The following is a 23,525-nucleotide window of genomic DNA, read 5'->3' as shown; positions in this document are numbered from 1 at the left end:
CAGCCCCCGAGATACTGCCGTTCTCCCGGTCCAGCGCCTCGAAGAACCTTGCCTTCAGGTCCTCAAAATCCATGATCCCCGCAACTCCCTGAAGATCAGGGTGTTGCGGGGATCACTAGAACCCACGACAGCGGTCACCGGGGCCGTTCCGCTTTCCGGACGCCGGTCTGGCGGGCGTCCGGACGAGGGAAGGGGCCCCGCGCCCCGACCAAGCACGCGGGGCCCCCTGAACTCGGTGTGCACCGCCGCCCGCAGCACACCGAGTGGTTCGGGGCGGCCCTCAGGGGCGCCGCGTCCGGGTGAACCGGCGCCGCGCCGGCGGCGGCGCGGCGGCAGGTCCCTCCACCCGCTCCTCCACGGGGTCCTGGACGGGCGCCGGGGGCTCCGGCTTGCGCGGGGACTGCATGTACGCCGGGTCCTGGGCATGGGCCGGGTCCTGCGCGACGGCCGGGTCGAGTTCGCTCGGCCCGTGCGTGGCGCCCTGGCCGCGCGAGTGCTCGACGACCCGCTCGACCCGCTCGGCGGGCCGTCCGGGCGGCGGCGGGTCCTGGACGATGTGCTCCTCGCGGACGACCGTGCCCGGCTCGTCGCCGTAGGCGGGGTCCGCACCGGTGATCCGGCCGGCGGCCCGCCGCGGGCGCGTGTACTTGAGAGTGAACAGCATGCTGGTCACCCCGACGAGTATGAGGATCCATCCGACCATGTGGATGTTCACGCCGCTGAGGTCGATCTGGAGCGCGAACGCCAGGATGGCGCCGATGGCGATGAAAGCGAGACTGACTCCGATTCCCATACCGGAGCTCCTTCCAGGGGGCTGGCGGGCGACATGACTGCCTCTACCCGTGCCGTCCCGGTTATGCGGAGGGGTGATGTGGTTCTTGCCATACGGTCAGGGTCAAGAGTGCGCGCACCAGGACGTTTCGTGTGTACGCAGCCACAGGGTTTTGTGGAACGATTCGGATGGTGGGGATTGCACGTGAGGTTTTCGGTGATGCGCTGCCGGTCGCGGAGCGCTATGCGGCGTTCCTCGCGGACGCCGGAGTCGAGCGCGGCCTGATCGGACCGCGGGAGGCGGACCGTCTCTGGGAGCGTCACCTGATCAATTGCGCGGTGGTGTCCGAGGCGGTTCCCGAGGGCGCTCACGTCGTCGACATCGGATCGGGCGCCGGACTGCCGGGCATCGTCCTGGCGATCGTCCGGCCCGACCTGCGCATCACCCTCCTCGAACCGCTGCTGCGCCGCACCACGTTCCTGGACGAGTGCGTCGAGATGCTCGGCCTGCGCAACGTCGAGGTCCGCCGCGCGCGGGCGGAGGACGTCGCGGACGACTACGCCGTGGACGTCGCGACCGCGCGGGCCGTCGCACCGCTGGAACGTCTCGCCACGTGGGCGCTGCCGCTGCTGCGGCCCGGCGGCGAACTGCTCGCCCTGAAGGGCGAGCGCGCGGCCGTCGAGCTCGACGAGGCGCAACCGGTATTGCAGCGATTCGGTGTGCCTACGGCCGAACTGCTGCAAGTCGGGCGCGGTATGGTCGAGCCGCCGACAACGCTCGTCCGCGTCGTCGCCGGGGTTGTCGGGCGACAACAACGCGCGCCCCGGCGTGCCAGAAGGTCGAGGAAGAGGTCGTCATGAGCATGGGACCGGAACTGGGCCGGCCTGACCGCGCCGACGAATCCGCCGACGAATCCCCCGCCGACCAGCCAACCACGCCGTCCGGGCACGCGCTGTGGGGCAACACGACATCCGGAACCGCGGAGAACGTCGGCTATGTGCCGACGAACTCCGGCGCTCAGCCGCCGGGACCGCGCGACGGACAATCTCAGGGGGAGTCAGAACTCGTGCGCGAGGCGCTCAAGGACGCCAATGTTTCACGTGAAACAACCGGGACCGCGCTGAAGTCGCGGCCGGTCCGCAGTGACAAGGAGTGGCCGCGGCCCGACCACTGCCGCGTCGTCACGATCGCGAACCAGAAGGGCGGCGTCGGCAAGACCACCAGTTCGGTGAACCTCGCCGCGTCCCTCGCCATCCACGGCGCGCAGGTGCTCGTGGTCGACCTCGACCCGCAGGGCAACGCCTCGACGGCCCTCGGCATCGACCACCACGCCGACATCCCGTCGATCTACGACGTCCTGATCGAGGACACCGCCCTCGAGGACATCGTCGTCAAGGCGCCGGAGATCCCGAACCTGTACTGCGCCCCGGCGACCCTCAACCTCGCCGGCGCCGAGATCGAGCTCGTCTCCAAGGTCGCCCGCGAGTCCCGCCTGCGCCGCGCGCTCGAGTCGTACGACACCGACCGGTTCGACTACGTGCTGATCGACTGCCCGCCGTCGCTCGGCCTCCTCACCGTCAACGCGCTCGTGGGCGGCGACGAACTGCTCATCCCGATCCAGTGCGAGTACTACGCGCTGGAGGGCCTCGGGCAGCTGATCCGCACCGTCGACCTCGTCAAGGCGCACCTCAACCCGAAATTGAAGGTCTCGACGATCCTGCTCACCATGTACGACGCCCGCACCCGGCTCGCCGCCCAGGTGGCCGAGGACGTCCGCAACCACTTCGGCGACGTCGTCCTCAACACGGTGATCCCCCGCAGCGTCCGCGTCTCCGAGGCGCCCAGTTACGGGCAGTCCGTCATGACCTACGACCCCGGCTCCAGCGGCGCGCTCGCCTACAACGAGGCCGCCTCGGAGATGGCCCACTCGGGAGCCGCGAAGTGAGCCGCCCGCGTCCCGGTCTCGGGAAGGGCCTCGGCGCCCTCATCCCGACCGCCCCGCCGCCCGCCGAGGAACCGGCCGTCGAACCGGGCGCCCTCGACGGCGCGGCCCCCAGCGGCGCCGGCGCCGCCGCCCCGGTCGCCGGGGCCCACTTCGCCGAACTCCGGGTCGACCAGATCGCCGTCAACCCGCGGCAGCCGCGCACCCACTTCGACGAGGACGCCCTGCAGGAACTCGCCGACTCCATCGGCATCGTCGGGCTCCTGCAGCCGATCGTCGTCCGCCGCAAGACGACGGAGGTCTACCACAAGGCCACCGGCGTCACCGAGAAGTTCGACTACGAACTCATCATGGGCGAGCGCCGCCTGCGCGCGACCCGCAAGGCCGGACTGGACGTCATCCCGGCGATCGTCCGCGACACGAGCGACGACGACCTCCTGCGCGACGCGCTCATGGAGAACCTCCACCGCCAGCAGCTCAACCCGCTGGAGGAGGCGGCCGCCTACAAGCAACTCCTGGACGACTTCGGCGCCACCCACGAGGAACTCGCCGAGCGCATCGGCCGCTCGCGCCCGCACATCACCAACACGCTGCGGATCCTGAACCTCCCCGCGAAGGTCCAGAACCGCGTGGCCGCGGGCCTCCTGTCCGCCGGTCACGCGCGCCTCCTCCTCCGGCTCGACACCCCGGAGAAGCAGGAGCGCATGGCGGCCCGGGTCATCGCCGAGGGCATCTCCGTCCACAGCCTCGACGAGATGATCAAACTCCAGGAGATCGACGACGAGCCGACCCGGCAGCCCCGCCGCAAGGCGCCCGTCGCCCCCGGCCTCCAGGAACTGGCGGACCGCCTCTCCGACCGCTACGACACGCGCGTCCGCGTGGACATGGGCAAGAGCAAGGGCAAGATCGTCGTCGAGTTCGCCACCCTCGAGGACCTGGACCGCATCATCAAGTCGATGGCCCCCGACGAGAGCGACCCCCAGTTCCCCTGACCTGTTTCACGTGAAACATCGACGCCCGCAGGGGCCGCCGACCAGGCGGCCCCTTTCTCGTCCGCCCGCGATGTTTCACGTGAAACACCCTCCCCCTTCCGCGAGCCCCTCGTGCACGGTTGCCGGGTGACCACGCGTGGGCCTGGGGGTGCGGCGTCCGTCCCGCTGGGTGGGTCGGCTGTCCGTTGAGGAGGGGCGGCCGTGTTGGGTGCGCCGGTGAAGGTGTCGCCGGGGGTGGAGTTCGCGACGCCTTGAACGCGGTACCCGTGGTGGGGCGGTGCCGGGGCCACGGTGTCCCTGGGGGCGACGCGGGCGCCGTGTGCGGGTTCCGTGACCGGGGCGGTTTGCCGGACGCGTGTGGTTCGACTGAGGGGTTCCCTGCGGTCGATCGCCCCTGGCGATCGGCGTACCCGGACGGGCGCGCGGGCGTGTTTCACGTGAAACCGCCGCCCGCCTCACGCGGACGGACGCCCGCGCGGGGGTTCGGGGCGGCGATGTTTCACGTGAAACACGCGTCAGCGGACGCGGGCGAGGAGGAGGTCCTCGCAGAGCGAGCCGAGGTCGAGGTCGGCGGCGGAGACGGCGCGGGGGAGGAGGCTCGTCTCGGTCATGCCGGGGGCGACGTTGACTTCGAGGAAGTGGACGTCGCCGCGCTCGTCGACGATGAGGTCGGTGCGGGAGAGGTCGCGGAGGCCGAGGGCGCGGTGGGCGGTGACGGCGGCGGCGGTCGCGCGTTCGGCGGCTTCGGGGGCGACGCGGGCCGGGGTGACGAACTCGGTCTCGCCCGCGTCGTAGCGGGCGGTGTAGTCGTAGCGGCCGTTCGGGGCGACGATCTCGACGGGCGGGAGGGCCTCGGGGACGCCGTCCCGCTCGATGACGCTGACGGCGACCTCGGTGCCGGAGACGTGGCGTTCGACGAGGGCGGCGTCGCCGTAGGCGAAGCAGCCGACCATCGCGGCGGAAAGGTGCGCCGCCTCCCGGACGACGGACGCGCCGAGCGCGGAACCGCCGCGAGTGGGCTTGACGAACAGGGGAAGCCCGAGGCGGTGCACGATCCGGTCGAGGACGGACGCCGCGCCGAGGTCGTGGAAGACCTCCTTCGGCAGGGCGACCGAGTCGGGGGTGCGGAGTCCGGCGCGGCGGACGACGGCCTTCGCGGTGGGTTTGTCCCACGCGACGCGGCAGGCGTCGGGACGCGCACCGACGTAGGGGACGTCGAGGAGTTCGAGGACGTCGCGGATGGAGCCGTCCTCGCCGGCGGCGCCGTGCAGGACGGGGAAGACGGCGTCGGGCGGATGGTCGGTCAGCGAGTCGAGGAGGGCGGCGTCGGCGTCGCGCAGTTCGACGGGGACGCCCCGGGACCGGAGGGCCTCCGCGACGCGGCGGCCGGAGCGGAGGGAGACCTCGCGCTCGTAGGAGAGCCCTCCGGCGAGGACGACGACGTGACCGAGTTCCACGGGAGCCCTTCTAGACGATGCCCGGCCCCGGGGTGTGGACACCGGTGCCGGTGGCGGCGGTTTCCCCGAAAGTGTCCCGCATCCTGAGCTCCTGTTCGATCACCCCGGCGAGGCGGCGGACGCCCTCGCGGATGCGGTCGGGTTCGGGGAAGCAGTACGAGAGGCGCAGGTGCCGCTGCCCGGTGCCGTCCGCGTAGAAGCCGGTGCCGGGGACGTACGCGACGCGTTCGGCGATCGCGCGGGGGGACATCGCCTTCGAGTCGAGTCCCTCGGGGAGGGTGAGCCACACGAAGAAGCCGCCCTCGGGACGGGTCCAGGTGCAGCCGTCGGGCATCTGCTGGGCGAGCGCGTCGAGCATCGCGTCGCGGCGCTCGCGGTAGAGCTCGCGGAAGTCCTTGATCTGCTCGCGCCACGGCTGGGTCGCGAGGTACTCGCGGACGGCGAGTTGCGAGAAGTTCGACGGGCACAGGATCGCGGACTCGGCGGCGAGGACGAGTTTGGTGCGGACGGCGTGGGGCGCGAGGACCCAGCCGACGCGGAGGCCGGACGCGATCGTCTTGGAGAACGAGCCGAGGTAGATGACGCGGTCGTCGTCGGCGCGGAGGGCGCGGACGGGGTCGCCGTCGAAGCGGAGGAGACCGTAGGGGTTGTCCTCGACGATGAGGACGTCGTGCTCGTTGCAGATCTCGAGGATCTGGGCGCGGCGCGCGGTGGTGAGGGTCACGCCGGCGGGGTTCTGGAACGTGGGGACGGTGTAGAGGAACTTGACGCGGCGGTTCTCGCGTTCGAGGCGGGCGAGGGTCTCGCGGAGCGCGGCGGGGTCGAGGCCGCCGTCGTCCATCGGGACGTGCACGACGTCGGCCTGGTAGGCGGCGAAGGTGCCGAGGGCGCCGACGTAGGACGGGGCTTCGGCGAGGACGACGTCGCCCGGGTCGATGAAGATCTTGGTGATGAGGTCGAGGGCCTGCTGGGCGCCGACGGTGACGACGACGTCGTCGGCGGAACCGCGCACGCCTTCGAGGGCCATGACTTCGCAGATGTGCTCGCGGAGCCGTTCGTCGCCCTGCGCGGAGCCGTACTGGAGGACGTCGGCGCCCTTGCCCGCGACGAGGTCGCCGATCATGCCGCCGACGGCGTCGAGGGGGAGCGCGGAGACGTAGGGGGCGCCGCCGGCGAGGGAGACGATCTCGGGACGGGCGACCATGGCGAACAGCGCGCGGATCTCGGAGGGGACCATGCCGGCGGCGCGGGCGGCGTAGCGGTCGGCGTAGCGGTCGGTATAGACGTCCGTGCGCGGATGCTGGTCCACGTGGTCCTCCCGTGGTGTGGCTGGCTTGCAGGCGAACTTACGGCATCGGCCGCGGGGTGCGACGCCGAACCCCGCGGGAAGGTGGCGCGGCGCATGATCGCGGGTAGTTCCCTCTTCGATACGATGCCCGGGAACCCCTGAAGGTTGCCCGGGGTTCTCCGCGGAACGCAGGCTGGGGGGTGCCGTGTCGCGCCGTCTCGTCAACATCACGCTCGACAACCTGGATGATCTGCCGCTGCGCTGCCGGGGGTGCGTCTTCTGGGAGCTGGATCCGGTGGCCCGGGAGCGGGCGCTGGAGAGCGGCGACGCCGGGCTGGAGAAGGAGGCGTGGGTCTCCTCGACGCTGCTGGAGTGGGGCAGCTGCGGCAAGATCGCTTACGTGGACGACGTCCCGGCGGGTTTCGTCCTGTTCGCGCCGCCGCTGTACGTGCCGCGGTCGGTGGCGTTCCCGACGAGCCCGGTGAGCGCGGACGCCGTCCTGCTGATGACGGCGCACATCCTGCCGGAGTTCGCGGGCGGCGGGCTCGGCCGGATGCTGGTGCAGGGCGTCGCGAAGGACCTGACGCGCCGGGCGGTGAAGGCGATCGAGGCGTTCGGCGACCTGAAGGGCGAGGACGGCGGCTGCATGGTCCCGGCCGACTACCTGTTGTCGGTGGGGTTCAAGACGGTCCGGCCGCACCACCGGTACCCGAGGCTGCGGCTGGAGCTGAAGTCGGCCCTGTCGTGGCGTGAGGACGTCGAGGTGGCGCTGGAACGGCTCCTCGGCTCCATGGGCCCGGAAGGCGTACTTCGTCCGGTTTAACGGCTTCTGAGGGCCTCGCCGAGGAGCGGGGGCTTCGTGCCGGCGAGGAGCCCGGTCCGGACGGCCGCGTCGAGCGCGGCGCGCGTCCGTGCGGCGTCGGCGCCGACGTCCGGGTCGAGGACGCCGAGCATCGCGGTGACGTCGGCGGGGCGGAGGGTGTTCTCGCGGGCCTTGGCGAGGACGTCCGCGACGGCGCGCCGACCGTTCGTGTCGTCGGCCAGTTCGCCGATCGTCGCGTCGTCGTCGGTGAGGACGCCCGCGGGCGCGTCGACGCCGCCGGGCCCGTGCCAGGCGCCGCCGGTGTACCAGCAGACGTATCCGGCGCCGTCGCGGAGGCCGTCCCAGTCGAGCCGTTCGGGGAGCCCGTCGAGCGCGGGCGCGCCCTCGCCGTCGCCCTCGCCGTCACTCTCGCCGCCGCTGAGGACGGCTTCGCCGTCCGGGGCCAGCGTGACCCTGCACCAGCCGTCCGGTCCGGCGGCGCGGACGCCGTCGTCGTCGACGGTCGTCCCGGCGGGGACGACGTCGGCGGCGGCACCGACGGCCAGCACCGACGCGCGCGTCCACAGGAGTTTCGGGTCGTCCAGGTCTTCGGGCAGGGGCACGGTGGGATACCTCCACGGGCCGCGGAAACGAATCGGTCGCCGACCCTACCGCCGGAGCGGTGGGATCGGCGACCGGACCGTCGCCCTGCGGACGTTCAGGACTTGGCGCCGAGGAACTCCGCCAGGTCGCGGACGAGCGATGCCTTGGGCTTGGCGCCCATGATCTGCTTGACGACCTCGCCGCCCTGGTAGACGTTCATCGTCGGGATCTGCATGACGCCGTACTCCGCCGGCACCTTCGGATTCTCGTCGACGTTCATCTTGACGATCTCGATGCTGTCGCCGTGCTCGGCGGCGATCTCCTCGAGGATCGGCGCGACCATCTTGCACGGGCCGCACCACTCGGCCCAGAAGTCGACGAGGACGGGCTTGTCGCTCTGCAGGACCTCGGTCTCGAAGTCGGCGTCGGTCACGGCTTTCATGGTGTCTCCTTCGTGGTCGCGGGGCGGGCCGGACGGACGGTCGTCCGGCCCGGGTTCGTGCGGGCGGGCCGACGTCGGGCGGATCAGGACTGCTGGGCGGCCTCGGCGTCGCGGTCCTGCAGCCAGCGCTCGGCGTCGATGGCGGCGGAGCAGCCGCTGCCGGCGGCGGTGACGGCCTGGCGGTAGATGTGGTCGACGACGTCGCCGCACGCGAACACGCCGGGGACCTTCGTCCTGGTGGTGGGCGCGTCGACTAGCAGGTAGCCGTCGGGGTCGGTCTCCAGCTGCCCGGCGAACAGTTCGCTGCGCGGGTCGTGCCCGATCGCGATGAACAGGCCGGTGATGTCGAGGCGGTCCTCTTCGCCGGTTTTGACGTTGCGCAGGGTCACGCCCTGCACGCGGTCGTCGCCGTGGATCGCGGTGACCTCGCTGTCCCATCGAAACTTGATCTTGTCGTTGGCGAACGCCCGGTCCTGCATGATCTTGGACGCGCGGAGCTCGTCCCGGCGGTGGACGACGGTGACGGTGCGGGCGAACTTGGTCAGGAAGATCGCCTCCTCCATCGCGGTGTCACCGCCGCCGACGACGGCGATGTCCTGCTCGCGGAAGAAGAAGCCGTCGCAGGTGGCGCACCAGGAGACGCCGCGGCCGGAGAGCCGCTGCTCGTCGGGCAGGCCCAGCTCGCGGTAGCCGGAGCCGGTCGCGACGATGACGGCGCGCGCGCGGTACACGTCGTCGCCGACCTTGACGATCTTCGGGTCGGCGTTGAGGTCGACCTCGGTGACGTCGTCGGCGATGAGCTCGGCACCGAACCGCTCGGCCTGCTTGCGCAGGTTGTCCATCAGGTCCGGCCCCATGATCCCGTCCGGGAACCCGGGGAAGTTCTCCACGTCGGTGGTGTTCATCAGCGCGCCGCCGGCGGTGACCGACCCCTCGAAGACGAGCGGCTTCAGGTCGCCGCGGGCCGCGTAGACGGCGGCCGTGTAGCCCGCGGGGCCGGAGCCGATGATGATGACGTTACGGACGTCGCTCACTGTTCTTTGCCTCTCCTCGTTCGCGCTCGGTGCCGCACTGACCCGGCCCGCCAGTCGCGTCAACCGATCCTAGGCCGTGGTGATTCCCGCAGGCGGCGTCCCCCACCGGCCGTAGGCTGTGGCCCATGGCACGCATTCTCCTCTTCCACTCCATCTACGGTCTCCGACCGGCGGTGCACGGCGCGGCGGACCGCCTGCGCGCCGCCGGGCACGAGGTCCATGTCCCCGACCTGTACGGCGGGCGTGTCGCCGCGACGATGGACGAGGGACGGGAGATCAACGAGGAGATCGGGCGGGACGAGCTGCTGCGGCGGGCGGTCGCGGCGGCGGCGCCGCTGACGGAGCCGGGCGGGCTCGTCTACGCGGGGTTCTCGCTGGGCGCGGCCATCGCGCAGACCGTCGCGCTCGCCGACGGGAAGGCGGGCGGGCTGCTGCTCATGCACGGCACGTCCGACCTGCCGGACGACGCGTCCACCGACATCCCGGTGCAGCTCCACGTCGCCGACCCGGACACGTTCGAGCCCGTCGACTGGCTGAACGCCTGGTACCTGCGGATGCGCAAGGCGGGCGCCGACGTGGAGATCTTCCGCTACCCGGGCGCCGGGCACCTGTTCACCGATCCCGACCTGCCCGACCATGACGCGGAGGCCGCCGAACGGGCGTGGACGATCGCGCTCGACTTCGTCGCGTCGCTCTGACCGGACGGAACTCCGACCGGACGGAACTCCGACCGGACGGACGAAAGCCCCCGGGTGGCGCCACCCGGGGGCTTTCGTCCGTCCGTGGGAAGGCGGGTCAGCCGCCGACCCGCTTGAGGAGGTGCTGGTTCCGGGCAGAACATTCCGGGCCGACGACCCAGATGTTCCACCCCCCTGTCCCTTCACCGCGCAGCGCTATCACGGTGGCCTGCCGGCCCTCGTACTCGGCCTGGTCGACCAGGTCGGGCGCACGTCCCCCGGTGACGCCCTGGACGCAGTCGGCCAGCCGGCCGCCGGGCGGCGCGGCCGGGAGCTTCCCGGCGCGGCCGGCGAGGCCGTCGACCTGCGCGGTCAGCGTGCCCGCGCGGTAGCCGGTGCCGCTGTGCACGACGGAGAACGCGGATCCACCCATGATCTGCGAGCCCGGCGACGAACCCTGCCCGGGCGGCGGGGCACCCGACGCGCCCTCCTCGCCGGACGCGTCCGCCGGGTCGTGGGCGGGCGTGGACGCCTGGCCGTGGTCGCCGTTCATCTCGTCCAGGGTGATGCCGCCGACCAACCCGGCGCCACCGAGCACGACGACCGTCGCGGCCGCCGCCGACAGGATCCGCCAATGCCGCCTACCGCGCCGCTGCTCCAGGCTCACCACGGTGGCGTTGTTCAGCGACTCCTCCGCAAGGGCGGTGTCGATGCGCTCAGCCAGCTCGGCGGGCATGGAGGGGACGGGTGCCTCCGCCAGGATCCGGGAGACGTCCGCGAGGTCGGCGGATCGGTCCCGGCAGTCGGCGCAGGTTTCCAGGTGCGCGTTGACGGAGGCGGCTTGATCGTCTTCGAGCAGTCCCTCGGCCAGGTCGGCGAGGACCTCGTAGTCCACATGTGCGGGGTTCACTTGGGCATGCCACCTCCTTCCACACCTCCGACGTTTTTCGGGTCCCGTCGGTTCCGGTGGTGGCGAAGGAGCGGCGCGAGCCGGGCCCGCCCGCGGGCGCACCGGCTCTTGATCGTTCCAGGTGGGACGTCGAGGACGCGCGCCGCGTCATCGACCGAATACCCCATCATGTCGACGAGGACGAGCGCGGCCCGCTGCTCGAACGGCAGCTGGAGCAGCGCGGTGCGGACGTCCAGGGAGACGCCGTGCGCGTCGGTCGGGTCGGGCATCTTCGGCGCGACGGCGTCGAACGTGGCGTCGTCCCCCATCGGGGTGGCGGGCCGGACGGACTTGCGGCGGATCCGGTCGAGGCACGCGTTCACCACGATGCGGTGCAGCCAGGTGGTGACGGCGGCGTCGCCGCGGAACCGCCCGGCGGCGCGGAACGCCGACAGGCAGGCGTCCTGCAGGGCGTCGGCGGCCTCCTCCGGGTCGCCGACGGTGCGCAGCGCGACCGCCCACATCCGGTCCCGGTGCCGCTGCACGAGGACGGAGAAGGCGTGCGGGTCCCCTTGCGCGTGCCGGGCCAGCAGCTCCTTGTCGGGAACCTCGTCGACGGGGCGCATGCTCACCGACGCCATGAGCGACCGCCTTCTCGTCCGCGACCGGCCGCGCCTGCTGGGGAAGACACCACGGAATCCTGGGGGGAGGGGGACAATCTGCTCAGAGGCACGATACAGACAACGGCGACTTCCCGTCACAGGTCAGAGACTTCGCCCACCCGGAGATCACCAACGGCCGGGGGGCGGCGTCCGGGATCAATTGCCGTAGACGGTTACCTCGCCGAGGCGCCCCTTCAGCGTCCCGGGGAGTTCGGTGAACCAGGCGAGGACGTACTGGCCGGTGGCCGCCGGGTTCGCGGTGAACGTCAGTTCGCCCTTGTTGCAGGGCTGCTGCCCGATGGGCTTCATCGCCTCGGGGGACGCGCTGTCGCCGACCTTGACCTGGAGGGTTCCGCCGGAGACGGGGCAGGCGACCTTGACGCTCGCGACGTTGACGGGCTTGCCCATGTCGAGCGTGACGCCCAGGCCCTCGGTGAGCCTGCCGAAACCGGTGTCGGCGTAGGTCTGGGTCTCCCACCCGCCGGACGGGCTGCCGTCGATCAGCGTTTCCTTGTTCTTGCGGATCGTGGCGTCGGGGTGGTTGCCGATCGGCTTCTCGGCCGCCTCGATGCCCTGCGGACGCAGCGCGCTGGGGGACGGCGCGGCGCTGTTCGTCTGCTGCGCCGGGTCGGTGACGCCGCCGTTCGGGTCGCCGTTCGTGTCGTCGCCGCCGCTGGTCAGCGCCCAGGCGCCGACGCCGACGATGACGGTGAGGGCGGCCGCGGCGATGCCCATCAGCGCGCGGTTGGCGGGCTTGCGGGCGGCGGGGTCGCCGGGCGCGCGGTGGCCGGACGGCGCGTGCCGCGCGGGCCGCGTCGGCTGCGCGGCGTCGTGCCGGGCGGCGCGCTGCGGGATCTGCGCGGTCGCGTCCGGGGACGGGGGGCGCCGCGGCGGCGGCGGGGGCGCCGCGCGGTGCCCGTGGTCGGCGCGGTTCGGCTGGTGGGTGTGGTGCGGCGGCGGGGCCGGCTTCGCGGCGGGCCGGCGCGGCGGCGGCTGGGTGGAGCCGAGCCCGGCGAACAGCGGCAGCGGGGTGCGCGGGACGCCGCGCAGCGCCTTCGTCAGCTCCGCGGGCGTGGCGATCGGCTCGCCGCCGGGCGCGCCCTGCTCGATGCCGAGGCAGCGGCACACGATCGCGTCGACCGCGTGCGAGATCCCCGCCTGGACCTGCCGCGGCGGATGCGGGACGCCGTCCGTCGCGGGCGCGGCGGGCAGCACGGTGGACGCGCCGGGCGCGTCGGGGCCGCCGGGCCAGTGCGCGGTGAGCGCCGCGTACAGCAGCCGGCCGAGCCCGCGGACGTCCTCGGCGGCCGGGTCGGCGCTGGTGCGGTCGCGCAGGACGGCGTCGGTGGCGATGCCGAGCAGCTTCACGGTGCCGCCGGTCGTCCAGACGAGGTCGCCGGGCGCGAGGCACAGGTGCGACAGGCCGGCGGCGTGCGCGGCGGCCATCGCCTCGGACGCCTCGTACAGCAGGGTCGCGGCGCGGCCGGGCTCCAGCGGCGCCTTGGCGAGCATGCCCTCCAGCGTCTCCCCGACGACCCACTCGCTGACCACGTAGGCGCTCTCGCCGCTGTCGTCGGCGTCGAACACCTGGGTGAGGCGGGGGTCGGTGAGCCGGCTGGCGGACCGGGCGGACGTGACGACCTCGGCGATCCGGGGGAACTCGGGGTCGAAGGTGCGGACCGCGACGGCCCGCGCGAGGATCTCGTCGACGGCCTTCCACAGGGTGGAGCCGCCAGAGTCCTTGATGCGCTTCTCAAGCCGGTAGCGACCGGCGAGACGATTACCGGGCTCGATCATCGACGTGCTCAAGGCAACGTCCTGCGCAGGTGGTCAGATCCCATGTCCGTGGCGTGGCAGCTTACGCCTCCGACCCTCCTCTTTGCGTTCCCCAGGGTGTCGCCCCGCAAGCCGTAGTCCCCCACATGGTAGTGGCTAACCGCCCGGGCGGCCGCCTTATCGGCGCGCGTCCCGTGTACTTTGCCGCGCTTTACCGCCGTCCGGTAGTCACCGGACGGTCAGCGTCCCGGGATACGCCGGGCGAACGTGGAGACCATCGTCTGCACCTCCTCGACCCGCAGCAGCTTCGCGGCCACCAGGTAGAGCGCCCCGCCGCCGGCGGACCCCACGACCAGCGTGAGCAGCGCCGCGGGCATCGAGTCGACGCCGATCAGGGCGTCCACGGCGAGGTGCGTCGCGTACGCGAACCCGGCGAGCGGGACGACGGCCGCGAGCAGCTTCAGGTGCCCGCCGACGATGCGCCGCCCGTCCATCCCGCCGAGCATGCGGCGCAGCACCAGCCAGGACGTCACCGCGCCGGCGGCGTTCGCGATGCCGAGGCCCGCGGCGATGCCGACGACGACCCATTTGACGTCCAGGACGGCGTAGGCGGTGACGGCGAGCGCGATGTTGCAGCCGACGGTGACGAACCCGATCAGGGCGGGCGTCCGCGTGTCGCCGTGCGCGTAGAACACCCGCAGCATCAGCTGGTAGGTGGAGAACGGCACGAGCGCGATCGCGAACATCTGCATGATCCGCGCGATGACGAGCGCGTCGTCGGACGTGGCGTTGCCGTGCGCGAACAGCACCGTCGTGATCTCCGGGCCGAGCACCAGCATCAGCGCCGCCGCCGGCATGATGATCACCGAGGAGAGGCGCAGGCCGCCGGAGAACGCGGCGCGCACGTCCGCGACCTTGCCCTCCGCGGCGAACCGGCTCATCCGCGGCAGCAGCGCCGTGATCACCGACACGCCGACGATCGCGTACGGGAGCTGGAACAGCTGGTAGGCGTTGAAGTACGGCGTGTACCCGTAGCCCTCGCCGAGGCCCGCCTCCACGGCGTTGTTCCCGGCCATGTTCGTGAGCCGCGTGATGACGACGAGCGCGCTCTGCGTCAGCGCGACGTACAGCAGCGTCCAGCCCGCCATCCGCGCGACCTCGCCGATCTCCCCCTTCTGGAAGTCCAGCCGGGGGCGCCAGCGGAAGCCGACCTTGCGCAGCGACGGCCACAGCGCCAGCGTCTGCAGGACGATGCCGCCGGTGGTGCCGGCCGACAGCAGGAGCAGCATCTCGTCGGAGATCGAGCCCGGGTCGACCGGCCCGGCGGTGATCGCCAGGAACGCGCCGCCGACCGCGATGACGACCAGGTTGTTCAGGACGGGCGCCCACATCGGCGCGCCGAAGCTGCCGCGCGAGTTCAGGATCGCGCCCGCGAACGCCCCGATGCCGTAGAAGAAGATCTGCGGCAGGAAGAACCGCGCGAACAGGATCGCGACGTCGCGCTGGTCGCCGGTGAAGCTGCTGCCGAGGATGTCGATGAACACCGGCGCGAACAGCACCGACACCAGCGTCAGGGCGCCCAGGCCGAGCACCGCGAGCGTGAACACGCGCTGCTCGTACCGCTCCCCGTACGTCCGGTCGCGCTCCTTGGCGCGCACCAGCAGCGGGACGACGATGCTCGTCAGGATGCCGCCGAGCAGCAGGTCGTAGATCTGGTTCGGGATCGTGTTGGCGGTGTTGTAGGCGTTCGCCAGCAGTCCCGTGCCGAGCGCCGCGACGATGACGGCCGTCCGCAGGAACCCGGTCACCCGGGACGCGAGCGTGCCCACCGCCATGATCGCGCCGGACTTAAGGATCCCGCCGGACGAGCCGCCCGACGAGCCGCCGCCGTCCGCGGCGCCCCCGCCGTCCGGAGGGACGACCGGGATGCCGTCGACCATGGTCTCCGCCGGGGCGGTCCCGCCGGGGGCGGGCATGTCGACGGCCGTCTCGTCCGCCACGGCGGGCGGCGGGACGCCCGGCGAGCGGGGGGCGCCCTGCGGGGCCGGACGTCCGAACGCGTCGTGGCCGGGAGGCCCGCCCTGCCCCGGATGCCCCGGGTGCCCCGGGTGCCCGGGGCCCGGACGTCCGGGCATCCCCTGTCCGCCGCCTTGGCCGCCGCCCTGTCCGGGGCCCTGCTCGCCGGGGCTGCCCTGCCCGTATCCGGGGGCGGGCTGCGGGACGCCGAACTGCGCCGTGTGTGAGCGGCCCTGGCCGGGCGGGTGCTGCGCGCCCTGCCCCGGGTGCCTGTGGGCGGGAGGGCCGCCCGCGGGCCCGCGTCCGAACTGCGCGGTGTCCGAGCGCCCCTGCCCGGGACGTCCCCCGGCGGGGCCCTGCGGCGGCTGCGGCGGCCGGGGCGCCTGCGGCCGGTCCCACTGGCCCTGCCCCTGCCCTTGTCCCTGCCCCTGCCCTTGCCCGCCGGCGGGGCCGTGCTGGGCGCGGCGCGGGTCGGTCTGGCTCGGACGGCCGTCGGCGGGGCCGTGGCCGTACTGCGGCGCGCGTCCGGGCGGCGGCGGACCGCCGGGGCCGGCCTGCGGTGCCTGCGGCCGGTCCCACTGCCCCTGGCCGGGCGCTCCCCCACCGGGAGGCGCCTGGGCGGCGCCGTGCCCCGGGTGCGGTGCCTGCGGGCCGCCCTGCGGCCGGTCCCACTGACCCTGCCCCTGCGGGGCGCCGCCGGGCCGGGCCTGCGGCTGCTGCGGCTGCGGCCGGTTCCACTGGTCCTGCCCGGGCGGTCCGGACGGCGCCGGCCCGGGACGGCCCCGCCCTGCGGGCGGACGTCCGTGGCGGGGCGTGTACGGGTCAGCGGGCGGTGTCGCCTGCCCCGGGGTCGGCGCGGGTGGCGCCTGACCGGGATATCCCCGGGTCGGGTCCGCCGGGTCCTGCGGGCGCCCCTGCGCCGGGCTCGGCCCCCGCCCCGTCGGCGTCCCAGGGGGCGGCCCCTGAGAGCTCGGGGTCGGGTAGGCCGGGTCCGGCGAACCCGGGGCCGGGGACTCCCCCCGGTCCTCCGGTCGCTCCTGGTCCCATTCCCGTCGACCCGTCACCGGCTGCCTCCGCTTTCCGGCGGCGCCTTGCTCTGATGGCCCGCACTCCGACGCCCACGAAGAGTACGGCAAGTCCGCCGCCGGTGATGAGCAGTGCGATCTGCCCGTATCCGGTGGCGTGCACGATCACGGTCTCGCCCTCCCCGAACGGGCGGCCGGTACTCGGGTTCACCATCTGCAGGTCCATCCGGAAGATGCCGTTGCCGCGCGCCTCCGCCGGCACCCACCGGGTGACCCGCTCCCCCGGCTGCAGCTCGATGATCTGCGCCTCGGGTTCGAGCGCGCCGAGCTGGAGCTTGGCGGTGCTCTGCGAGGCGATGACGAGCCGGACCCGGACCGCCTGGCCGGGCAGCGTGTTCTCGATCGACACCGGCAGCGTCCCGGTGCTGCCGGTCATGTTGATCCGCTTGCTCTCGGGGGTGAGGAACTGCACACGGCCCATGTCGCGGTCGAGCCGGTCCGCCAGGGCGACACGGGCCGCCTTGGCGTCCTCGGAGTCGGCCCGCCACGCCGACGACACGATCCGCAGCATGGCCTTCTCGTAGGAGAGCCGGTACGGCTCGATCATCACCGAGTGGAACGACTCGGCGCGGCGGCCGATCGTCCACACCCGCTTGAGGTAGCTCTCGCCGAGTTCGTACCGCTCGTAGTGGTCCGGGTAGTTGTTCCAGGTGCGGGGCTGCGGGGCGGTGTCCTCGATGTCGCTGAGCGGGGTCTCCGTCAGCCAGTCGGCGTTCTTGGTGTACTCCAGGAGCCGCTGGGCGAGGCCGGGGACCGGGTCCCAGCGCCGGTCGGGCGCGACGACGACGGTCCGCTGCAGGGCCGGCGCCTCCGCGGCGATCATCGCGGTCTCGGCGAGGAACCGCTGCTCGGTGAGCAGGGACGACCCGATCGTGTCGCCGCTGTCGCTGACGATGTCGCTGAGCTTCTCGTCGTAGAGCAGGGTCGGCTTGGCGCCGTGGCCGGTCTCGAAGGTGGTGGCCGCGTTCGGGGAGCCCTGCGCCGGGGCCTGGAAGTGCCGGCTGCTGAGCAGGAACGCGCCGCCGTCGCCGAGGACGTTCTTCGCCAGCCAGTCGGCCGTGTCGTGCCCGACCGAGCCGCCCGTCGGCCACGCGATGCGCGCGTCCGGGGCGCGGCCGAGGACCTCGGTGGCGATCTGGAGGTTCTGCGGCGCGAACGCGGCCCGCACCTGCTGCGGCATCTTGTGTCGGACGAGCGCGACCAGGTCGGGGTCGGCGTAGGGCAGCGTGAAGTACGGGTCGTCCTTGGCGGTCGCGGCGAGCGCCTTCAGCCACGCGTCGGCCTCCCGGCTCTGCGGCTTGCGCTGCCCCTTGTCCGCTCCCGGCGGCTGGACCGTGTACTCGCCGGACGCCATGGTCTTGACGTCGTCGAGGAGCGCGGGGTCGACGGCCCACGTGATCGGCGTGTCGGTCGCCTCGGCGGCGTTGACGAGCTGCGACAGCCGGCCTTCGGGGGCGAGGCCCTCGCGGAGCCCGTCGTCGAGGAACGTCGCGTCGTTCGTGCGGTGCTGCTCGTCGGCCAGCGGCCACACCCAGCCGAGCGCGACGGGCTTGAAGTTCGTGTCGTCCGGCATGTAGGTGATGAACGTGGTGAGGCCCCCGACGGGGGCCCCGGCCGCGTTCAGCACCTCGACGCCCACCGGGTAGACGCCGGGCGTCCCGGTGGGCGGGAGCCGCAGCGCCTCGGCGGTGGTCTCGAGCTCCCAGGCGTACTTCACGCCGGGTTCGGCGGCGGACCGCAGCCGCTGGGCCGGCCCGTAGTAGGGGAGCCGGTACGCGGGGGTCTCGCTGTACTCCTCCAGCGCGCTGCGGCTGATGATCGGCCGGTTGCCGAACCGCAGCCGCACGCTGACGCCGTCGAGGGCGGCGTCCGTCCGGTTGCGGACGAGGCCCTTGAGCTTGACCTTCGAGTTGCCGCGGACGGTCTTGGGGCCGATCTCCGTGAGGGCGATGCCGACCTGCGCGCGCGCGGACATGGGCGTTTCGGGCTGCAGCGGCCCCGCGGCCGTGCCCGTGCGGACGGTCGCCGCGCCGGGGGCAGCCGCGGGCGTTCCGGCCAGCGCGGGGTTCGCCGCCCACAGGAGGCAGGGCAGCAGGGCGGCCGCCGCGGCCGCGCGTCTGATCGTTCGCACGCCGTATCCGCTCCAGGGCCGTCCGCTCAAGGGCCGTCCGCCATCGGGGACGCCGCGGGGCGGCGGGCATCGATTTCCCGCACCACGGCCCCGATGTTAGTCCGCGCGCCGGGGGCGTCAGACCTCCTTCCCGCGCGAGTGCCGAAATCCCGTCGATACCGGGCCGGAAGCCGCGCGGGCGTCCGTCAGGCGACGGGGTGGCGCGGGCCGGGCGCGTTGGGCTCGCCCTGCTGCCCGATGTGCCGGAGCGATCCGGCGGGGACCTCCTGCCGGACGTGCTCCGCGCGCAGCCCGGCGCCGAACAGGTCGGCCGGTTCGGCGCCGCACAGCTCGTACAGGGACCGGGCCCGGATGCCGAGCGCCGTGGACGCCTCCCCGGTCGGCGTGTAGACGACGTCGTCGGGCGGCAGCGCGTCGACGAGCCGGCGGTCGATCAGCAGCCGCATCGTGTCGGGCAGCAGCAGCGGGCAGACGAGGTCGGCGGCGTACTCGGTGGCCGCGTTGATGACGTCCGGACGGGCGGGACGCGCGTGCCGCGCGCCGACGGCGCGCCGGACGGCCTCGGCGGGCGGCCGGTCCCCGGCGGGGACGATCGCCCCGGTGAGGAAGCGGCCGGTGCCGCGGTGCCCGTCGCAGCTCAGGACGCGCGTCGCGAGGCAGCGGCCCGCGGGCAGGCCGAGGGCCCGCGGCAGTTCGTCGGCACCGCCGATCGCGATGGGCAGCCGTACGATCTCGTGCACGGTCTCCCATGCGAGCAGCGCGCGGTGGATGGCGAGAGCGTCCAACATGTTCGGCTCCATCCCGCGGGGCGGACCCCGCCTCACCCGAAACCGGTCACCCGGTGTCCCCATGCTTCGCACTGTGTGCCGAAAATCGGGGCATACCCGACGCGTCGGACTTCATCCGCGCGGCGCGGCACGCCGGACCCGTTCGATGCGCCGCCCTCACGCGCGCTGCCGCACCTGCGGCGGACCGGGGGCCTGCGGTGTCCCGCTACCGTTGTCGTGCGGGAGGCTCACCGGCGGTCGCGTCGGCGTCATCGGGGCATGTCCAGAACGTAACCCGGAGATCGCGCCATGTGAAGGGCCCGCGTCCTTCTTCCTCCGGCCGCGTCCCGCAAGGGCTCCCGCGCGCGTCCCCGTGGACCGCCGAAAGTCCTTTGTCAGCCCGTCAACCAAGGAAATACGCTCGATGGCCGTGCCCAATCAGGTGCCCAACCCAGACGCGAGCCCGGAGTCCCGGTTGCCGAACGACGACGCGAACGCCGCACCCGGGACGTCCGGCCGGAACGGGACGCCGGACGCGTCACCGGGAGCATCGCCGGCGCAGCGCACCGCGATCGCCGAGCTGCTGCGCCGGATCGCCCCCGTCGCCGACGAGCTCGGCGAGCGCTTCGCGGCCGCCGGACACGAGCTGGCCCTCGTCGGCGGGCCCGTCCGGGACGCGCTGCTGCGCCGCCCCACCAAGGACGTCGACCTCACCACCGACGCGCCGCCGCCGCGCATCCTGGAGATCATCGACGGCTGGGCGGACGCCGTCTGGACGATCGGCATCGAGTTCGGCACCGTCGGGCTCCGCAAGAACGGCGTCGAGCTCGAGATCACGACGTACCGCAGCGAGTCCTACGACCCGAAGTCCCGCAAGCCCGAGGTGTCCTACGGCACGTCCCTGCACGAGGACCTGCGGCGCCGCGACTTCGCCGTGAACGCGATGGCGGCGCGGCTGCCCGGGCACGAGTTCGTCGACCCGTTCGGCGGCCTCACCGACCTGCGGCGCGAGGTGATGCGCACGCCGGGCCGGCCCGAGGACTCCTTCAACGACGACCCGCTGCGGATGCTGCGCGCCGCCCGGTTCGCCTCGCAGCTCGGCTTCACCGTCGCGCCCGACGTCGTCCGCGCGATGACCGACATGGCCGGGCGGATCGAGATCGTCTCCGCCGAGCGGGTCCGCGACGAGCTGTCGAAGCTGGTCTGCGGCCGGCACCCGCGGGAGGGCCTGGCGCTGCTCGTCGACACCGGCCTCGCCGCGCACGTCCTGCCCGAACTGCCGAAGCTGCGCCTGGAGATCGACGAGCACCACCGGCACAAGGACGTCTACGAGCACTCGCTGATCGTCCTGGAGCAGGCCATCGCCCAGGAGGAGGACGGGCCCGACCTCGTGCTCCGGCTCGCCGCGCTGCTGCACGACATCGGCAAGCCGAAGACCCGCCGGTTCGAGTCCGGCGGCCGCGTGTCGTTCCACCACCACGAGGTCGTCGGCGCGAAGATGACCCGCAAGCGGCTGACCGCGCTGCGCTACCCGAAGGACGTCATCGCCGACGTGTCCCGCCTCGTCGAGCTGCACCTGCGGTTCCACGGCTACGGCACCGGCGAGTGGACCGACTCGGCCGTCCGCCGGTACGTCCGCGACGCGGGGCCCCTGCTGTCCCGGCTGCACAAGCTCACCCGCGCCGACTGCACCACCCGCAACCGGCGCAAGGCCGACCGCCTCCGCCGCACCTACGACGACCTCGAAGCGCGCATCGCGCGGCTCGAGCAGGAGGAGGAGCTCGCCGCGATCCGCCCGGAACTCGACGGCAACGAGATCCAGGAGCTCCTCGGCATCACGCCCGGCCCGCTCGTCGGCCGCGCCTACAAGTTCCTCCTCGACCTGCGGCTCGACCGCGGCGTCATCGGCAAGGAGGCCGCGGCGGACGAACTGCTCCGCTGGGCCCGCGCGGAAGGCGTCGTCCAGGACGGCGCCGCGCCCGCCGACGGGACGGAGGACGCGTGATCTCCCTGCAGCTCGGGCGGATGAGCCCGCACGAGGCCCAGCGGATCGTCGACTTCGACCGCGAGCACATCTGGCACCCGTACGCGCCGATGCCCGCGTCCGTCCCGGCCCTGCCCGTCGTGTCCGCGTCCGGGGTGCGGCTGACCCTCGCCGACGGCACCGAGCTGATCGACGGCATGTCGTCGTGGTGGGCGGCCGTGCACGGGTACCGGCACCCCGACCTGGACGCCGCCGTCACCCGGCAGCTCGGCAAGATGGCCCACGTCATGTTCGGCGGGCTCACCCACCCGCCCGCCGTCAAGCTCGCCGAACGGCTCGTCGAGCTCACCCCCGAACCGCTGACCAAGGTGTTCTTCGCCGACTCCGGCTCCGTCGGCGTCGAGGTCGCGATCAAGATGGCGCTGCAGTACTGGCGGTCGCAGGACCGGCCCGAACGGCACCGCCTGCTGACCGTCCGCGGCGGCTACCACGGCGACACGTTCGGCGACATGGCCGTCTGCGACCCCGTCAACGGCATGCACCACCTGTTCGGTGACGTCCTCGCCCGGCACGTGTTCGCGCCGCCGCCCCCGCTCGGCTACACCGCCGAACCCGACCAGGGCTACCTGGACGAACTCGCCCGGCTCGCCCGCGAGCACGCCGGCGAACTCGCGGGCATCATCGTCGAACCCGTCGTGCAGGGCGCGGGCGGCATGCGCTTCTACGCGCCCGAGTACCTGCGCGCCCTCCGCGACATCGCCGACGAGCACGGCATCCTGCTCATCCTGGACGAGATCGCCACCGGTTTCGGCCGCACCGGCGAACTGTGGGGCTGCGACCACGCCGAGATCGCCCCCGACATCATGTGCCTCGGCAAGGCCCTCACCGGCGGCTACATGACGATGGCCGCGACCCTCTGCACCGACCGCGTCGCGCACGGCATCACGTCCGGCACGGCGGGCGCCCTCATGCACGGGCCCACCTTCATGGCGAACCCCCTCGCCGCCGCCGTCGCGTCCGCGTCCATCGACCTGCTCCAGGCGCGCGACTGGCGCGACGAGGTCGACACCATCGAGGCGATCCTCACCAGCGAACTCGACGGCGCCGGCGAACTCCCGGGCGTCGCGGACGTCCGCGTCCTCGGCGCCATCGGCGTCGTCGAAGCCGACGACCCCGTCGATGCCGCGACCGTCCAGGAGATCGCGATGTCGTACGGGGTGTGGCTCCGCCCGTTCGGCCGGCTCGTCTACACGATGCCCCCGTACGTGTGCACACCGGACGAGACGACGCACATCGCCGCCGCCCTCCGCGCCATCGCCGAATCCTTCGGCGAGGACTAGCCGACCGCGGCCCGCTCGGGCGCGCGCGCCGCCGTCGCCCGGTACACCACCGTCCCGGCCCCGTACGCGACGATCACCAGCGCGAGCGCGAGCGGCGCCCGCCCGTCCGCGGGCAGCAGCGTCGCCGCGACCGCCGCCGCCAGCGCGAACACGGCGTTGAACAGCATGTCGTAGACCGCGAACACCCGGCCCCGGAACCGGTCGTCGACCGTCTCCTGCAGCGTCGCGTCCACGCACAGCTTCACGCCCTGCGACACCACCCCGAGGACGAACGCGCCCGCCGTCCACGCCCGCTCGTCGAACGGCAGGCACAGCACGAACAGCCCCACCGCGCCCGCGGCGAGCAGCCCGGACGTCCACGCGTCCTTCCCGAGCCGCCGCACCGCCGGCGGGGTGAGCACCGCCCCGACGAAGAACCCGGCGCCGGACGCGCCCAGCACGAGCGTGAACAGCGCCATGCCCGCGTCCGCGTCGTCGGTGAAGTGGTACCGGCACAGCAGCAGCGTCATGATCAGAACCACGCCGTACAGGAACCGGTGGAACGAGATCGCGCCGAGCGCGAGCGCCGCCTGCGGGCGCCGCGCGAGGTGCCGCGCGCCGTCCCCCAGCCCGTCCAGCACGCCCCCGACCGCCTGCCGCGCCGACGACCGCTCCACGGCCGGCGGCCCCAGCCGCCCGCGCGGGAACCCCGTCGCGACCGCCCCGGCCAGCACGTACAGCCCCGCGGACGCCGCCAGGATCGCCGCCGTCCCGGTGTGACCCGCCCCGAACGCCCACCGCAGCAGGGCGCCCACCCCGCCGCCGACGAACGCGACCACCGTCCCGGACGTCACCGAGAACGCGTTCGTCGGCGGCGGGGTGGGCGC

General features: G+C 73.2%; 20 protein-coding genes. 7 read left to right on the top strand and 13 right to left on the bottom strand.

Features of this window, described 5'->3' with window-relative positions; all coding sequences use genetic code 11:
• Positions 1-280 precede the first annotated feature (280 nt).
• On the bottom strand, positions 281-793 hold the full coding sequence (locus DMH08_RS28720; RefSeq protein WP_034519541.1) for a DUF6458 family protein: 513 nt from the start codon (positions 791-793) through the stop codon (positions 281-283).
• A 167-nt stretch (positions 794-960) separates the two neighbouring features.
• Between DMH08_RS28720 and rsmG the strand changes: the two genes are divergently transcribed.
• The 3 genes from rsmG (at position 961) to DMH08_RS28705 (ending at position 3,706) form a co-directional block, all read left to right on the top strand.
• A complete protein-coding gene (gene rsmG / locus DMH08_RS28715) occupies positions 961-1,632 on the top strand; it encodes a 16S rRNA (guanine(527)-N(7))-methyltransferase RsmG (RefSeq protein ID WP_169528857.1) in 672 nt (223 codons plus the stop codon).
• 206 nt (positions 1,633-1,838) lie between these two features.
• Positions 1,839-2,717 carry a ParA family protein gene (locus DMH08_RS28710; RefSeq protein ID WP_026403997.1) on the top strand — a complete coding sequence of 293 codons (879 nt, stop codon included), beginning with the start codon at positions 1,839-1,841 and terminating at the stop codon, positions 2,715-2,717.
• A complete protein-coding gene (locus DMH08_RS28705; protein WP_026403996.1) occupies positions 2,714-3,706 on the top strand; it encodes a ParB/RepB/Spo0J family partition protein in 993 nt (330 codons plus the stop codon). Before DMH08_RS28710 ends, DMH08_RS28705 begins: the two co-directional genes overlap by 4 nt.
• A gap of 515 nt (positions 3,707-4,221) precedes the next feature.
• Here the strand turns inward: DMH08_RS28705 and DMH08_RS28700 are convergent.
• Both DMH08_RS28700 and DMH08_RS28695 read right to left on the bottom strand, forming a co-directional pair.
• The gene (locus tag DMH08_RS28700; RefSeq protein ID WP_125618944.1) at positions 4,222-5,163 is read right to left on the bottom strand and encodes a D-alanine--D-alanine ligase family protein; all 942 of its coding nucleotides are present in this window, start codon (positions 5,161-5,163) and stop codon (positions 4,222-4,224) included.
• A gap of 10 nt (positions 5,164-5,173) precedes the next feature.
• Positions 5,174-6,400, bottom strand: coding sequence for an aminotransferase-like domain-containing protein (locus tag DMH08_RS28695; RefSeq protein ID WP_084550719.1), 1,227 nt, complete (start codon positions 6,398-6,400; stop codon positions 5,174-5,176).
• Positions 6,401-6,656: 256 nt separating this feature from the next.
• Between DMH08_RS28695 and DMH08_RS28690 the strand changes: the two genes are divergently transcribed.
• Positions 6,657-7,274, top strand: coding sequence for a hypothetical protein (locus DMH08_RS28690; protein WP_026403993.1), 618 nt, complete (start codon positions 6,657-6,659; stop codon positions 7,272-7,274).
• On the opposite strand, the gene DMH08_RS28685 is transcribed toward DMH08_RS28690, so the two are convergent.
• From DMH08_RS28685 to trxB, 3 genes are all read right to left on the bottom strand, one after another.
• On the bottom strand, positions 7,271-7,876 hold the full coding sequence (locus DMH08_RS28685) for a hypothetical protein (protein ID WP_125618942.1): 606 nt from the start codon (positions 7,874-7,876) through the stop codon (positions 7,271-7,273). The two genes, DMH08_RS28690 and DMH08_RS28685, sit on opposite strands and share 4 nt — an antisense overlap.
• A gap of 95 nt (positions 7,877-7,971) precedes the next feature.
• Entirely contained in the window at positions 7,972-8,298 is a 327-nt protein-coding gene (trxA, locus tag DMH08_RS28680) for a thioredoxin (protein WP_026403991.1), read from the bottom strand.
• Between the two features lie 83 nt (positions 8,299-8,381).
• Positions 8,382-9,332: a thioredoxin-disulfide reductase gene (gene trxB, locus DMH08_RS28675; protein WP_125618940.1), complete on the bottom strand. Its 951-nt coding sequence runs from the start codon at positions 9,330-9,332 to the stop codon at positions 8,382-8,384.
• Positions 9,333-9,457: 125 nt separating this feature from the next.
• Between trxB and DMH08_RS28670 the strand changes: the two genes are divergently transcribed.
• The gene (locus DMH08_RS28670; protein ID WP_026403989.1) at positions 9,458-10,030 is read left to right on the top strand and encodes a dienelactone hydrolase family protein; all 573 of its coding nucleotides are present in this window, start codon (positions 9,458-9,460) and stop codon (positions 10,028-10,030) included.
• A gap of 97 nt (positions 10,031-10,127) precedes the next feature.
• Here DMH08_RS28670 and DMH08_RS28665 read toward each other — a convergent pair whose 3' ends face one another.
• The 6 genes from DMH08_RS28665 to DMH08_RS28640 form a co-directional block, all read right to left on the bottom strand.
• Positions 10,128-10,919: an anti-sigma factor family protein gene (locus DMH08_RS28665; RefSeq protein ID WP_125618939.1), complete on the bottom strand. Its 792-nt coding sequence runs from the start codon at positions 10,917-10,919 to the stop codon at positions 10,128-10,130.
• Positions 10,916-11,539 (bottom strand): RNA polymerase sigma factor SigM, encoded by a 624-nt coding sequence (sigM, locus tag DMH08_RS28660; RefSeq protein ID WP_026403987.1) that lies wholly within the window; start codon positions 11,537-11,539, stop codon positions 10,916-10,918. The genes DMH08_RS28665 and sigM overlap by 4 nt, the downstream gene beginning before the upstream one ends.
• Positions 11,540-11,716: 177 nt before the next feature.
• Complete coding sequence (locus tag DMH08_RS28655) at positions 11,717-13,369, bottom strand: protein kinase family protein (protein WP_125618937.1); 1,653 nt, start codon at positions 13,367-13,369, stop codon at positions 11,717-11,719.
• A 206-nt stretch (positions 13,370-13,575) separates the two neighbouring features.
• Positions 13,576-15,471 (bottom strand): murein biosynthesis integral membrane protein MurJ, encoded by a 1,896-nt coding sequence (gene murJ, locus DMH08_RS28650; protein WP_233617867.1) that lies wholly within the window; start codon positions 15,469-15,471, stop codon positions 13,576-13,578.
• 703 nt (positions 15,472-16,174) lie between these two features.
• On the bottom strand, positions 16,175-18,568 hold the full coding sequence (locus DMH08_RS28645) for a DUF6049 family protein (RefSeq protein ID WP_125618935.1): 2,394 nt from the start codon (positions 18,566-18,568) through the stop codon (positions 16,175-16,177).
• 185 nt (positions 18,569-18,753) lie between these two features.
• On the bottom strand, positions 18,754-19,356 hold the full coding sequence (locus DMH08_RS28640; RefSeq protein WP_064743692.1) for an aminoacyl-tRNA deacylase: 603 nt from the start codon (positions 19,354-19,356) through the stop codon (positions 18,754-18,756).
• A gap of 403 nt (positions 19,357-19,759) precedes the next feature.
• On the opposite strand from DMH08_RS28640, the gene DMH08_RS28635 reads away from it, so the two are divergent.
• Both DMH08_RS28635 and DMH08_RS28630 read left to right on the top strand, forming a co-directional pair.
• Positions 19,760-21,340: a CCA tRNA nucleotidyltransferase gene (locus tag DMH08_RS28635; RefSeq protein ID WP_125618933.1), complete on the top strand. Its 1,581-nt coding sequence runs from the start codon at positions 19,760-19,762 to the stop codon at positions 21,338-21,340.
• Complete coding sequence (locus DMH08_RS28630; RefSeq protein WP_026403985.1) at positions 21,337-22,659, top strand: adenosylmethionine--8-amino-7-oxononanoate transaminase; 1,323 nt, start codon at positions 21,337-21,339, stop codon at positions 22,657-22,659. The genes DMH08_RS28635 and DMH08_RS28630 overlap by 4 nt, the downstream gene beginning before the upstream one ends.
• Here the strand turns inward: DMH08_RS28630 and DMH08_RS28625 are convergent.
• Positions 22,656-23,525 (bottom strand): MFS transporter (locus DMH08_RS28625; protein ID WP_125618931.1); only part of this gene is annotated, 870 nt, incomplete at its 5' end. The genes DMH08_RS28630 and DMH08_RS28625 overlap by 4 nt on opposite strands.

Origin of the sequence: Actinomadura sp. WAC 06369 (assembly GCF_003947565.1) — a bacterium.
GTDB lineage: Bacteria > Actinomycetota > Actinomycetes > Streptosporangiales > Streptosporangiaceae > Spirillospora > Spirillospora rifamycini.
This window is presented reverse-complemented; position numbering and strand designations above follow the sequence as displayed.

Coding starts and splice junctions, on each gene's coding strand:
- DMH08_RS28695 (WP_084550719.1), bottom strand. CDS start 6,400: ATGGTCCCCTCCGAGATCCGCGCGCTGTTCGCCATGGTCGCCCGTCCC.
- trxA (WP_026403991.1), bottom strand. CDS start 8,298: ATGAAAGCCGTGACCGACGCCGACTTCGAGACCGAGGTCCTGCAGAGC.
- DMH08_RS28670 (WP_026403989.1), top strand. CDS start 9,458: ATGGCACGCATTCTCCTCTTCCACTCCATCTACGGTCTCCGACCGGCG.
- sigM (WP_026403987.1), bottom strand. CDS start 11,539: ATGGCGTCGGTGAGCATGCGCCCCGTCGACGAGGTTCCCGACAAGGAG.
- DMH08_RS28640 (WP_064743692.1), bottom strand. CDS start 19,356: ATGTTGGACGCTCTCGCCATCCACCGCGCGCTGCTCGCATGGGAGACC.
- murJ (WP_233617867.1), bottom strand. CDS start 15,471: ATGCCCGGACGTCCGGGCCCCGGGCACCCGGGGCACCCGGGGCATCCG.
- DMH08_RS28720 (WP_034519541.1), bottom strand. CDS start 793: ATGGGAATCGGAGTCAGTCTCGCTTTCATCGCCATCGGCGCCATCCTG.
- DMH08_RS28635 (WP_125618933.1), top strand. CDS start 19,760: ATGGCCGTGCCCAATCAGGTGCCCAACCCAGACGCGAGCCCGGAGTCC.
- rsmG (WP_169528857.1), top strand. CDS start 961: ATGGTGGGGATTGCACGTGAGGTTTTCGGTGATGCGCTGCCGGTCGCG.